We start from the raw sequence: 14,576 nt of genomic DNA on the forward strand, positions 1-14,576 counted from the left end.
TTACATTTTTTTATTATTTTTCCGTTCTTGTAATTGGTTTCAATAATTCATTAAAATTTGAGTATATTTTATTTTGTACCTCTTCAAAACTCAATTTCCAACTTGCTGCCAAATATGCTATGACATTTCTTACATGTTTAGGTAAAATTGTATCACCATTAACTTTTGCAAATGGACCATCTGTTTCAGTTAATATCCTATCTCTAGGAATTTTATTAATGATTTTAATACCATTCACATTAGTTGTCATAGATGGATTTATTGAAAAATAATGTCCCGACTTAACTATTTCACCAATGAGATTTAATGGCCCTGTATACCAATGAAAAACACATGGTTGCATGTTATATTTCATTAACATTTCTAAAACAGCTTGTTCAGCTTTTCTTGAGTGAATCGTTATAAACTTAGGTTTTGTATTTATTTTCCTAAGTATAGATTCAAATACTTCAATCTGTAAGTTTTGATTATATTGCCCTTTTTTTGTAAAATCTAAGCCAATTTCACCAATATAAGAGGTTTTATCCACATTTCTCTCGAATATTTTAAGTTCATATTCGTGATTTTGTATGTGTAATGGATGAAATCCTAAAGCAAGCCGTATGTTTCTATACCTTAAAATATGAGGGTAGCCGATTTCAAAATGACTAGGTAAATTCGTAACTGCTATTGTTTTTATTCCACTCTTTACTGTTTCCTCACATGTTTCATGGGGATTTTTATATAAGTCGACGTGGCAATGGGTATCAACCATTAAACTCTTTCTGGAATAATCCTGATTTTTCATTGATTTTTTGATTTCCTTTATCTTTTAATAAAATTTTTAATTCTTCCATAGCTCTATAAATCATTTCTGAATAAATAAAAAGTTCATCGAGTGCTACTCTCCCATTTGATATTAATATCTGAGAGATATCTTCCGATGTATATTTTTTTCTAAGAAAAGATAAAAATGCTCGCAGATCCTGTTCTGATTCACCATTAGAGTCAATGTCGACGCTTTCTGAACAGATATCAACACCATATACTTCATCATCTGCATTTATAGTATGTAAAGCTGCTCTTCTATAAATGCAAGGTACACACCTTCCACATCCTTTAGCATGACGATTTTGCCATGTTGCAGTATGTCCTCGTTTACCACAAGATACACTTAAAGGGATACACTCCTTTAGTAAACGTTGATTTAAACAATTCGCTACAGCTTCGCCTTTAGTACTGTAGCTCAACGGATTCGTAAGTTTATTTTCTATGTTTAGTTTATTCAAAATTTCTTGTATGCTGGATAAAAAGAAAGGATGCGCTGTCCTAGTACTACAAGAACCTCTTCTAGAAGGAGTTAGAGGTACATTAAGTGCAATTACTCCGTTTTCAGGTATCATTAATGAACCGGTTGCATCAACACTATTACTTACGAAGAGTCCTAGAGCAATAAATAATAGGGATCTACTTCTTAGGGAAGTTTCTTCCCCTCCGTGAAATTGTCCCACTCTAACTTGTACTAGTTCTATCCTACCTTCGTATTCAGACTTCAATAAATCAAATAATAAGTCTTGATCTGTTTTGGGTTGAGTTATATGCCTGTCATAATGACCTACTAGAGCAAGACCTTTTCCTTGGTTTTCTTCTAACCAATTAATTACACCAATTAGTGAATCCAATCCCCCAGAAAATAAGCTTGTCTGTTTTGGAAAGGAATCGTCTAGTTCATTACTATTGTCATCAATAAAAACATTTTCGTTAAGTTCAATAAAATCAAATTTCCAATTATCACCTGTCAAAAAAGATACTGCATTTCCGATTTCTTCTTTAACTGAATTAAATAATTCAAAATTCACTAAAGGTATTTCAATACTTAGGTCTCTAGTCCAATTATCTCTGAACCTTTTTCGACTCACAGATTTATCAATTGAATAAACGATGGTGGAGAAAAAAAGAAAGTCTTTAATAGTAGAAGATACCGTTCTGTTAAATTTCACTAATTTAGTGAAATCAATGTCTAATTCTACGTTATTTCCTAACTCATCACTAATAATTTTGACATCCTTTATGCCATTCCTTTGAATCTCTCTTGAGGTTATTTGAATTTTATATTTCATTATTATCCCCCATAAATTGTTAATGTCCTATGTAAAATATCACTACAAATTCCATTAAGGTCTGCTGAACCCCAATCAGTTAAAGTTAGAGATTCTTCTGAATTCATTAGCTGTACTTCTGAGGTAATATACTCAAAGATACCTGAAAGGAAAGACTCTGCTTTTATATCTCCAACCCTTGTTACCAGCCTTTCATAAAAAACACGGCAAAATTGTTCATATAAATAGTAACTGAAAAACTTCATTAGAATACCCTCAATTTCAAACTCATCTATTTTTTGTTCCAGCATACTGTTCAATTCTTCGACATTTGTTGCATCATCAAATAATTCCTCCATCAACCTAGAAAGAGCATTCCTCGAATCAGCATCATCTAATGATGTTGCTGATTCGCTAAGAAAATCAGTTAGTGTAAGTGTGAATTCTAATACGTCCATTCCTTTATATGAATTTATGTGTAATCGATGTACAGCTTCTTCAAAACCGTATTGCTTCACATCGGAAAGGAATCTAGACAATTTACTGGCAGTTCTTTGAGCGGAATTACTGCTTACAATACCTTTTCCTTGACTAATATTTCTACTTCCACCATTAGAATTAATATATTTTCTAATTATTTCTCTTGATTGTTCTGAAGTGGGTTTACCATCACGAGCTAATCTTGTAATATCACTTTTTAAATCGCCCCACTGGGGAGTAGTGGGAGCATCATATCCAGTCGAAGTACCCATTTTATTTTTTCCTCCTTTCAGACGCTATTATAGCTTTACCTATACGAGTATCCGGCTTGTCTTTTAGAATGGTAATCAGTGATTCCAGTTCGGATTTTAATGCTGGTTTTGTATTCATCAATGTTAAGATTGCAATACCCTCACTTGCTGGAGCTAATTCGTGATTACATTCTTTAATTACTCTGCAATAAGTTGAGACACTTCCCTCGATGTCATTTTCAACTAGTAATCTTATACCCTTGTATAACGCAGATTGATCAGGATTACGGACTGCATTTGTTGCTATTATATCCAATAACGAGGCTCGTTCTTGCTCAGAAAATCCCTTTACTGCCTCTATAGCTTGATTTTGCTTAGCAGATATATCTGATATAAGATCCTTTAGTGCTATCCTTACAATTGGAGAAACCATGGATAGACCACTGAATGTCGAAGCTAATTTATCACGTGCTACCCAGAAATAATCCCGTAAATCAATATCCGAAAGATAAGGTTCCATTGATATCCATTTTCTCATAAATGAAGTCGACCAATTTGGATCTACTTTTTCTACTTCCTCTGATTTACTGTTAGTTTGACTTAAAGCTACTTCTAATACTTTTATTTGTTCAGGCAATCCTTCTTGTGTTGCTTGCCACTCAAATAATTGTCTAAACTCTCTTGGATGTGAGTACTCTAATACCATCAACTTTACCAATATATCGTCTTTTATTTCTTCTAAAGATGCGACCTCTGCCAGTTGTTTTCTAAGTGTATAAGCATTTAAGAATCTCTTAATTTGTCTTGGATTACCATTTAAACCTTCAGTAATTAATTGAGAAATCGAAGAACAGAAACCAAGACTATTAGATAGAGTTTCTGGTACTGTTGTACCCTGCTTTGTGAACACTTCGTTTACGGAAGAATAACCAAATGTAGCATATCTATTCTTCTGTCTCTGTTCATTGCAATGAGTATATACAGAATCAAACATTTCTGCTTCCGTGATGTCTCTGTTACAGAATAATAACGTCATGTAGGATTCAACTTCAGCTGGTGACAAACGAGGAACATAGTATGGAACCTGTATTAATTTCTCTAGATAATCATTAATTAATGTGTCAGAAGATAGTCTATTATTTTCTTTTTTGTCAAATTCAACAGAATTATATCGAACTTGTATAGCGTGTCGTACTATTCGCGGATCTGCACCAATGACAAATGATGTATTGGGAACATTTAAAAATAGTTTAATAGCTTCTAGATTATCAATAATTCTTTCAGGAGAACATCTATCTAAATCGTCAATTAATACCACTAAAGAATCAATATTACACTCTTCTAATAGCTCAGAAAATCGTTCTCTAAAAGTACGAACATCCATATGAATAGAGTCAGGTTGCCTCTCATTTATAAATTCATTTAGAGGTAATTCGGACTCTTTTTTTTCTTCTGATCCACCTTTTTCATCTTCACTTTGACCGGGCAATAATGATTTAGCTTTTGAAACTGCTGTCGGTATTAAGCTAGCACCACCAGTTAAGTAAGCAGCCAATGCAGGTAACCCAACTTCTTTGACACTAAATTTTGCAATTCTCATCCAATTAACTGATTGTATTAGATCACTTACTTTTTCACGCATTTTTACGGTCAGCTTTTTTTTCTCAGCAATTTGATTTAATACAGAAGTCAAAATTGCTGCCTTAGCATCGTCATAACCCTCAAATAACCATCCATTGAAATAGATACATAATATTTTTTCATATTTTTCTTTGTCTGCTTGTTCGGTGTAACTATTAGGGTCTAAATCATGTTCAAGCATTTTCATAATGCTAGTCTTTCCACTACCCCAATCTCCAAACAAACCTATCGTAGTAGGTAGTAGATTTGGATTTGTCACAACAGATTTAATTAAATCAGAGTGAACCTTAAAGCCTAGAAAGTCAACTGCTGTTTCATTATCTGCCCACATTTTCCGACACCCCTTTTGTTATATTTATCCATATAATCTTATCAAAAATTAACCAATAAAGGTTTAAATTATAAATTTTTGTCACTTTTACTCAAAATTATTACTTATTATCCCCTATTCGTAATCTTAACCCTTTTCTTTAACTCCAAAAGAAAAGTCATATAACATTATGTGTAATACAGTATTTATTAAAAAAGAGTGCGATAATGGTAATTTTCGCACTCTTAATCTAATTTCAATTTACTAGTATTAATTCGATAATATTATTTACTTTCTTTCTCTACAATTCATCAAATTAATATTTACTAAGCATTGATTCATTCAAATATTTTCGATTATTTAATACCTCATTTTGAGAAAAAAAGAGTTTTTATATTAAACAACTTTCTCTCAAACTAGATTCCAATGATTTGTTCCATCTTCACTTCTTCCACGATATTATCTTGATTTATCACATAAACATATACCGATCCATTTAATTCTTGATAATCATTTAATTCCAATTGTTGTGAAAGTAATTCTATAGACGGTGTTAATAAAATAAAACGTGTATTACCCTCTGCTTCTTCACTTGTGAAATCGACTAAGCCAAACGCATTCTTAACACGGATGTTTAATCGACCGTTTTGATATTCATACTCTTTTACAACTTCTATGAAATCTTTTGGAATCACACGCGCAGCACTTTCAATTGGTTGTACATGCAGTTGTGTAATCGGCTTAATGGATTGTAACTGAATACTTCTCTCCCTTTCAATATTTTCAAGTCGCTCTTTACTACGTTCCTCCAAATCTTCAATTTGAGTATAGGTTTGGTTAATTAATGCGCTGTTTTTATTATTTAAGTTATCAACTAGATAATTAGTTACTCTTTCCTGTAGAGCTTGCATTTGTTCATCAAACGAACGACGCAAATAAGTACTCTTTCGGTTTAAATAATCATCGCGTTTCATTTGAACAGATTGAAGTATCTTTTTCGCTTGAAGAATCGATTCTTTTTTAAATGATTTATCTTCTGTACCTACTGTATTGATTAATTCAAATTGCTTTTGGAATAGAAAATAAGGATCTACTTGAATGAACTCCCCAGTTTCCCTTTTAGCTAATAACATTAACTCTTGTTCTAATTCTCGTCCTGTACCATCAACTACACTAATACGGCTAATTTCTAATGTTAATGGTTCACTAACATGTGTTTTTACTGTACAAATTGGTAAAGCCACTTGTTGTAACTCTTGACTCGCTAATTCCATTGCTAATTTTTTTAATGGATGGTCATTTTGTAATATTGATAACTCTTCTGTTTGTTTATCTGGTCTTAATGTAAACCGTAATGATTCATCAGTTCTTAAAGTATATTTTCGCTTCTTAATTAGTTCACGAATATTTTTAGGGAAACGATCAATTCGAACTGTATTACCATCATTCGAGATATTTACTTTAATTCGTGTTTCCTCAAACTGTTTTACTACAAACTCACCATAGACTCGCGGAGGCATACTGTTAATTGAAATTTCTTGGTATGCACGTCTTGCACCCGGTAAATCAAAACTGGAATCATCTAAGCGTTCTTGTTTTGCTAATTCTAATAATCGTTCATGCTCCTCAGATAATGTTCTTTCCATTTGTGCAATTAGCTCATCTAAATTTTCACGACCACTAATCGCTTCCTCCATTAGGTGAGATAAATCGATATTGTTTTCTTCTAATACTTCACCAATAAAATCATAGACTTGATCTTGTCCTAAATCGGTGCGCATTTGTTCCATCTTATCAAGTAGACGAATCAATACATCTCCTTCACGTGTATTCTTCGCAACAAGATTAAAGACGAATACTTCATTCTTTTGCCCAATACGATGTATACGTCCCATACGTTGTTCTAAACGATTTGGATTCCACGGAATATCATAGTTTATCATTTGATTACAGAATTGAAGGTTGATAGATTCTCCCCCAGCATCTGTAGCAAGCATAATTTGGACATCATTTCGGAATCGCTCCACTTGTTCACGACGTTGATCCATCGAAAAGTTTCCAACGATTTTTGTGACTTCAGGGACATGCTGCAGGAGCTTTTGTTCAAGGTAATATAAAGTATCTTTGGATTCCGTAAAGATAAGGATTTTTTCTCCTTTGGAAAGCAATCCATCCGGACCGAATAATGTGTTTTCAAGTTCTAAATATTTACGTTCAATATCTTGTTTTACGAGCATCTCTGCTTTACGAACTAAACCATCTAGAATCTCTATTTCTAACTTTAGTTCCTCTATATCAATAACATCCGTTTCCCCTTCAACTAAAGTCTCAATTTCTTCCTGTTCGTCTATTGAAAGCTCATCGTATTCAAATGGCTCAATTGATTTATTGGCCGTTAACTCAGACGCTAATAAGTCTTCTAACTTTTCTTTCCGTCGTTTTAGGGATAAATAAATAGCATCTAAAGACGAACTGAGTCGACGTTGTAAAATCATCATTGCAAAGGCTACGTTTGGTTTATTATTTTGTTTTGCTCGATTAAAATGCTCGCGTGCATAAGCAGTTACATCTTCATAAAGCTCTTGTTCACCATAACTTAAATCAAATGTAATTGTCGTTGTCGTTCTTTTCGGGAATAACGGAGTACCATCAAAATTTTTCATTGTCTCCTTTAAACGACGAATAACAAAAGGATTACTCTTTTCATATATAGAATCACCTGTATTTAAACGTGAAAAAATATCATGGTCTACCAAACTCATTAAATGCCGGAAATTTTCTTTGTCTCCTTTATGCGGTGTAGCCGTTAGTAATAAGCAATGCTCTGTATGACGAAGTAAACTCTCACCAAGCTGGTAAATTTTCGTACGATTCACTTTACGTTTCTTAACGCCATGTGTATAGGCAGCCATTTTATGAGCTTCATCGACGATTACTAAATCAAACTGCGCTTTTAAAATATACGCTTTAATTTCTTCCCGTGAAGCCCAATAAATTGATGCAATTATTTTGTCATGTGATTCAAATGGATTTACTTCACTTGAGCTATTTAATAAACTTCTATTTACAATGGTAAACTCTTCTCCAAACTTATCTTTTAGCTCTTCCTGCCATTGTTTCAATACTAGCGGAGGAACTAAAATTAAAATTCGTTCTGCTGCTTGTCTTGCAATTAACTCACGTATTAACATACCTGACATTATCGTTTTCCCTGCGCCCGGATCATCCGCTAATAAATATCGTACTTGAGGTGACTGCAACATGCGACTATACACTGCTTCAATTTGGTGTGGAAGGGGGATAATCTTTTTGTTTCCTCGCGCACGAGCCTTCGAAAATTTATCCTCTGTCTTTAAAATATAGTATTGTAAATAGTGTTGCAGTCTTTCAGAATTAAATGAACTTTCCTCATCTTGAATGTTTTCTAATTGTGCTAGTTGCGCCCTATCTAAATACTGCTCATAATATTTATTTGTTTTACGCCCAATTGATTCAACTAAAAATAAATCATCATCAATTTCTTCAAAATGCTTTATTTCAACTATTTCCGGCCAGAAAGAGCCTTTAATAATCTCTCCTACTTTTAACATTTCAGCATCTCCTTCAATCATTACGTTCAATCAACTTAATTTAAATTATATAGCAATTACCCAAATACTGTTAGAAGTAATATAAGACAAAAAAGCTAGAGAACGGAATAAACAGCTCTCTAGCCTCTCTTTAGTAAAGCGCATTATACATATGAATCGTAAACTCTGTCTCGCGATAAGGAGTGACTTTTTCATCTTCTACTGTTACCATTCGCAGTTCGCAAGTTTGACCTGTTGGATAATAGTTTTCTACAAGGTTAAATATAAGTTGCTCCGTACGTTCATGGTTTTCCCCTACCATATCAAATGTCCATTCAATTTCATTTGAAATACGCTCATCATTCAAGTAAAATGCAGCCCGAATTGTACGTGCCTTGAATTCCAGTGAAATACTTTGTTCTTGATATATCGGCACTTGGATACGGTAACCTGTGATTACACGTTTTGGCATGGCTACACTGATTTCAACAGGAAGCGATTGTGAAGTACGACGATAATCAATTAGTGGTACTATTACTTCTTGAGGTGTTGCACCGCCGTGTACAAACTGTAACCCTCCACCACCAATAAATCGGTTTACGCCTTTAGCAATCACTGTTTCTACACCTTCTAATGTAGAAAAATCATCTGGCACATTAATAGCTCCATCATCTATTAGTAGATGATGACCAACGGCAAAACGACGATTTGAATCAATAATCTCACCTTTAACACTCGCTACTTTTACATCATTTTCAATTTTTGGATATTGATAAAGGAATCCGTGATCTGCTGTTATAAAAATTCGTTTTGCCTGCAATTTAGATAATCGATCAACAGCAATTGATAATTCTTTTATTGCTCGTTCTGCAGCTATATAAGTATCTCGTTCGGATTTTGCAGAATCACCTGCTGCATCGATTACATCATGATATAAGTAAACAAGACGCTTTCCTTTTAAATTTTCATCTGCTGTCGCTCTTGACCAATCTAATAGATCTGTTAAACGATAGGCAATAGCTTCTGGGTGGGCATTTTGTAAAATCTTTATACGATTAGCCAGTCCATTTGTCGGTTGACCATCTGCCAAAACTATCCCATTTTCAGTAATTGTTAATTGTTTATGAGGTATTAATGATGCCATACCTAATTGTGTATACGTTGGCATATTCGCAACTAACGGACTGATAGAAGCAAATCCATTCGAACGTAAATTTAACCGAGATACTAATTCTGCTCCTACTTCGTATCGTACTGCATCCGAAATTATCACAAATACGCGTGTTGATTCTTTCTCAAGAATCGGCTGTAAAACTTCTTTATAAAACTTAGCCTGTTTAGGTAATTTTCCTACTTCTGCAGCTTCTAATAGATAATTAGTCTCTTGAGCAATTTTCAATAAGTATTTATTTTCATACCAATTTGTTAATTGCTCAGCTAGTTTTTCTAGCATTTCTTTATTTTCTAATTGCAAAAACCCCATCATAAAGCGTCTGTATGCTTGATCAATTAAGTATAGTTCGCTTGTATATTGGACGTATAAAGGCTCACGAGTATCATATTGCTTCAAGAACATTTTATACTTTGTCAAATCCACTGCATCGATCATTACATTTAACAAGCTTCGGATTCGTTCATTTCGTTTCGCCCAATGCATTTTTAAACGCTTATTCAAAATTTCTGTCCAAGCATCAAAATTGGATGTTTGATGAAGAAGTTCTTCAGTTAGCCTATTTATCAATAAATAATCGATACTTAGGAAAGTTGAAATATCAGCAAATTGCTCGACAGGACGTTCATGTAACAAATCAATAATCGAAAATCTTTGTTCGATTTCCTTCATATAGGTTTCTAAAACTTCTACTTCGCTTTCTTTTCTATGTAGCCAGTCATCAATAAATAAAGCACATGCATTACCGCGGGTTGTTTCATATTTCTTTTGTAATGACTGTTCTTCAAAATGTGCATGACGTTTGAAATGCGCATACAGTACATGTTCCATTAAATACTGCAATGTCAAATCACTTGAATGCAAACCAAAGTATTCCGAAATTAGCTCCCACATACGATTCGTGCTAAACCGTTTTGATATGGCTTTATATACTTCATTTGTTTCTTCTTGTAAGCCACGCAACAATAAATGGCGAGTAATCTCTTCCATATTTGCAATGGGTGCGCCTGTAAGAACTGCTAACATAGCATACTCAATTTCACGATCAGTGGCATTAGGGGGTACGACTTTCTTTAATTTATTTTTACGCTCTGCACTTTTAAAAAACTCTCCATATTCCTTAATTAAAGGTCTTAAAATAGCATCACTTACTTGCAACTGCTCTGCAAGTAAAGCATTCGTATCCGCTTTAAATTCAGCACCGTAAAGCTCCATATCCAGTAAAAAGTTCTCTTCTATCGCTGGTTTTGCAAAATCAGCATATAATAAAAAAGAATCCTTTTTCTTTTTTAACTCGATTTCTAATTTAAGCGTAAAGAAATTATTAAGTGTTAATTGGCGGATATGAATCGGTTGCTCTGCTAATGCTTCTTCTAAATCAGAAACAGTATATTCTCCTTGCTCGTCATACCAAAAGATAACCGTGCGCGGCTTATTTTTTTTATATAGTTCGTCCTCTATTCGCTCTTTTAACAGTTCAATGACATTCATTGTGTCACCTCATTATGAATATTTACTAATTAGTTTAATTATACCTTAATATGAAACAAGCCTCCTTACCAAAGTAAGAAGGCTATGATTATTTATTTAATCTTCGCTAATACACCTTTACCGCCACGATAGAATTTTTCGTAGTTCACTTTCACACCATCGTCTAGATCAATTTCAATCTCTTCGTTGGCTAATTCGGCTAAACGTTTATCGAACTCTCGTAACTCATCCATTTTCTTTTCAAAAGAAGTTTTTTCTGCTGTTAGCTTTTTCTTCTCACTTGCTGATAAGTTTGGATTTACTAATCGGTTTTCTAAATCTGTAATTTCATTTTGATACTTAGCTTGAATTTCTTGCAAATGCTCGAAACGAATCGTTGCCAATGTATCTGGTTGGTATCGATGCATATAAATTAGTATACGCAACCCTTTTTGTTTACCCGAATCTACTAACCAATAAATTGGACGTTTTTGATACATCTTACAATGATCAATAAAGAACTCATCCATGAAGTAACGTCGTAAACGCATTTCCGCATCCTCGCCTTTTTTCATTTCAAGTGTTTCCGCTAACCATTGCATATTCTCATCTACTGTATCTAGTGAAAATGCAACTGCAAGAAATTCACGTAAACGGAGGATAATATCATTTTCAAAGTAGGCTTTTTCGGTAAAATGAACAATGCCTTTTTTAATTGGTTTGAACGTTTGATATTTACTGTTATCCCATTCGCCACCTGCATATACCAATCCTTCTTTATCTAAGGAATAGCGACCTAATAGGCATCCGATAAAGTAAGATAAGATTTTTTTGCATTCTAATATTTGCGAAACTTCAAATAATGTTATTTCTATTTCACTATTATTTTCAAGTCCTTGTAAATTAAACTTTTCTAAATAAATATCATTGATTTTCTTTTCATTATCTAACATTAATTTATACTGGGTATCTTTTTGCCAGATAATTCTTTCGTAAATATCTTCCAATAATTTGCTAGTATTTAATGGTGAAATTATCTCCAACTTTTTAAAACCCCAAGATGTCTCTATACTATTCCAATCTTTCCTAGCAATTTCAATATTCTCCTTTGCATATTGTCTTACATTGCTAGATTCAATATAAGGTAATCTTTCTATATCACTTACATTGATATTCAAAGATGGATTTAACATATCTAGATAATATTTTGCTACCCTAGAAGAAAGATAAGCTAACAATTCAAAAATATCCACTTTTTCAGAAAACAGATTAACACCACCAGCCCCAAATATACCTCCATTTTCTGCATACCTAATACCAAATTTACTAGAACTAATAGCAGACCAAGTTAAGCTCTCTTTAAAATAGTATTCTTTATTTTGATGTCTATGCCCTTTAAAGCTTTCCATTAATAATCGGTTCTTTTCATTATAAGCTAATATATTTTCTATATTCCCATACCACTTTCTGAATTCTCCACCTTTATTAAAAGGAGCATAGACTTTTCCAGATTTATCAAATTCCTCTCTATTTTGTGAATCAAAAGAAATATCATGAAATTTAACTTCAAACCATTTACGAAGTACAGCTTCGTTCTTACCAGTATCAAGCCCTTTTTTTATCAAAGCAATCTCTCTAATTGATTTATTTTTTAAAAAATTATTATAGTCAACTTCACTAGCCCAAAATGCAATAGGATTACCGGGAATTTGATAGAATTTCTCTTGTTCGGTTATAATAACCCTTTTTTTATCAAAGAATTTCCTTTCTTTCTCTGAAATAGAATCTACTTCACCCTGCTTATCAATAAACTTTATATATATGCCTTTAAAGTTATTAATTTTCGAATTTCTAAGTATTGTTGCAACCGTCCCAAAATCCGAACCAAATATACCTCTTCCTAAATGCAATAGACTGCATATAGTTAAATTATCTAATAGCTTTTTCCTATAAATTTCATAGCTACTCAAAAACATCCATGAAGGTATATTTATTAAGCCCATAAGAGCATTATTTTTAGAGAAATACTCTATTTTTTCCATCATAGCTGTACTCATGTCACTTTTTGTATTAGGATAGTTTTCTTGTAAATACTTATTTAAATTATCATTCATTGCTGAATTACCCATATATGGTGGATTCATCACAACAACATCATATTTATTCCACATAATTTTCGTTTGCCTAACTAAAGCTGGCAATACTTCTGTTGAAATACTATGCTGGCTTGCCAAAAATAAATCTTCTGCCGGGTTATTTTGAATATATTCTAACCGTTCCTCAATAAAAGATATATCTCGTTCTGTAATATTGATTAACGAACCATATATTTTCGCATTAATATATTGGTCAAAGAAAGCTTTTACTTGGTTATATCGCTCTCCCACTTCTTCCTGAGCAATATAAGTAATTACGCTATCTGAAATATGATTCGTTTCTTGAATCGATACTAAATTCAATTGAATACCTTCTCTTTCAATACTTCGCAAGAAACGACGAGAATACGAAGCGGCCTTCATTACTACTGCAAATGTGGCCAATTGATACGCGCGGTCATCAATATCTAATCCATATAAATTGTTTTCTATGATCAATCGTGGGATTTCACGTTCTGGATAACCACACTTTTCATAAATCTGATGGAATATTTCAAACGCATAAACTAAGATATGTCCACTTCCCATTGCAGGGTCAAGCAGCTTAATATCCTCTACTCTTAACTCTTTATTCACATATGGAGCAATTTTCTCATGGAAATCCTCATCCTCATGCTTAATGAAATATTCCCAATTACTAATTAAATCTTCATCTTCTCGATGCCCTTCGGTCCAGTAGCGTCCAAGTGAGTTCTGTACCATATACTGGACAATCCACTTTGGTGTAAAGAGTTGTGTTGCAAAAGGAATTTCCTCTTTTTTATATTTGCTTTTTTGCGCAAATACTCGGTTCTTTTCTTCCACGATGTAATATTGATACAACCAACCAATCACTTCAATTTCTTCAAAACTATTCGTTAATTCATCATTTTGAACAAGTACCTTAATGACTGATTCTGCATCTAGTAAAAAGTCTGGTAGTAAAAGCTCTGTATAATCTTGAATTTGTTCAAATAAGAATGGCAAAATACTGTTTAATGCATTACATTGTGCAATAAATAACTTGCGATATGCGCTTTCTGTATCTCCGGCATGTAATAATTCACGAATTTCTTCTTGTTTTACTGGTAAATCCATTGTTTCATATTCAAATAAAATATCAGGATCTACGCGTCCTACACTACTTGATAATACATTTACCTTTTCAGGTAAGTAATCATGTACTTCCATATAACGAATGGCAATAATGCGGTTAAACCATGTGTAGGCAACCTCTTCCACTAACTGCTTATAACCTTTTTGTCTAAGCTGATTTTTTAATGAGTTGAATGCTGGTTTCATATAAAGGGGATATGGCTTATCATTAATCATTAATTGCCCAAATTGTTCTTGAATTTCTAATTCATTCTTTTCATCAATACCGTACATTAGTGCCTTTGTTTTTACTTGATCGATTAATTGACGACGTGATTGAATAGCAAAGTTTTTCAATTCCGTTTTGTTCACTTTT

The 14,576-nt window shown here is 33.1% G+C and carries 7 protein-coding genes; all 7 read right to left on the minus strand.

Annotation, left to right across the window (positions count from 1 at the left end):
* Positions 1-13: 13 nt before the first annotated feature.
* Positions 14-787: a Qat anti-phage system TatD family nuclease QatD gene (gene qatD, locus I5776_RS19055; protein ID WP_202778088.1), complete on the minus strand. Its 774-nt coding sequence runs from the start codon at positions 785-787 to the stop codon at positions 14-16.
* Positions 747-2,099 (minus strand): Qat anti-phage system QueC-like protein QatC, encoded by a 1,353-nt coding sequence (gene qatC, locus I5776_RS19060; protein WP_202778089.1) that lies wholly within the window; start codon positions 2,097-2,099, stop codon positions 747-749. The genes qatD and qatC overlap by 41 nt, the downstream gene beginning before the upstream one ends.
* 2 nt (positions 2,100-2,101) lie before the next feature.
* Positions 2,102-2,830, minus strand: coding sequence for a hypothetical protein (locus I5776_RS19065; protein WP_202778090.1), 729 nt, complete (start codon positions 2,828-2,830; stop codon positions 2,102-2,104).
* 1 nt (position 2,831) lies between these two features.
* Entirely contained in the window at positions 2,832-4,781 is a 1,950-nt protein-coding gene (locus tag I5776_RS19070; RefSeq protein WP_202778091.1) for a KAP family P-loop NTPase fold protein, read from the minus strand.
* Between the two features lie 395 nt (positions 4,782-5,176).
* The gene (locus I5776_RS19075) at positions 5,177-8,371 is read right to left on the minus strand and encodes a helicase-related protein (RefSeq protein WP_425490392.1); all 3,195 of its coding nucleotides are present in this window, start codon (positions 8,369-8,371) and stop codon (positions 5,177-5,179) included.
* Between the two features lie 109 nt (positions 8,372-8,480).
* Positions 8,481-10,991, minus strand: coding sequence for a BREX-1 system phosphatase PglZ type A (gene pglZ, locus I5776_RS19080; RefSeq protein WP_202778092.1), 2,511 nt, complete (start codon positions 10,989-10,991; stop codon positions 8,481-8,483).
* A gap of 92 nt (positions 10,992-11,083) precedes the next feature.
* The gene (gene pglX, locus I5776_RS19085) at positions 11,084-14,572 is read right to left on the minus strand and encodes a BREX-1 system adenine-specific DNA-methyltransferase PglX (protein ID WP_202778093.1); all 3,489 of its coding nucleotides are present in this window, start codon (positions 14,570-14,572) and stop codon (positions 11,084-11,086) included.
* Positions 14,573-14,576: the final 4 nt, after the last annotated feature.

The sequence above is a fragment of the Heyndrickxia vini genome, assembly GCF_016772275.1.
Taxonomy (GTDB): Bacteria; Bacillota; Bacilli; order Bacillales; family Bacillaceae_C; genus Heyndrickxia; species Heyndrickxia vini.

Bases quoted from the DNA above. Each gene is read 5' to 3' on its own strand.
- qatD (WP_202778088.1), bottom strand. From the start codon at position 787: ATGAAAAATCAGGATTATTCCAGAAAGAGTTTAATGGTTGATACCCAT.
- pglZ (WP_202778092.1), bottom strand. From the start codon at position 10,991: ATGAATGTCATTGAACTGTTAAAAGAGCGAATAGAGGACGAACTATAT.
- I5776_RS19070 (WP_202778091.1), bottom strand. From the start codon at position 4,781: ATGTGGGCAGATAATGAAACAGCAGTTGACTTTCTAGGCTTTAAGGTT.
- qatC (WP_202778089.1), bottom strand. From the start codon at position 2,099: ATGAAATATAAAATTCAAATAACCTCAAGAGAGATTCAAAGGAATGGC.
- I5776_RS19075 (WP_425490392.1), bottom strand. From the start codon at position 8,371: ATGATTGAAGGAGATGCTGAAATGTTAAAAGTAGGAGAGATTATTAAA.
- I5776_RS19065 (WP_202778090.1), bottom strand. From the start codon at position 2,830: ATGGGTACTTCGACTGGATATGATGCTCCCACTACTCCCCAGTGGGGC.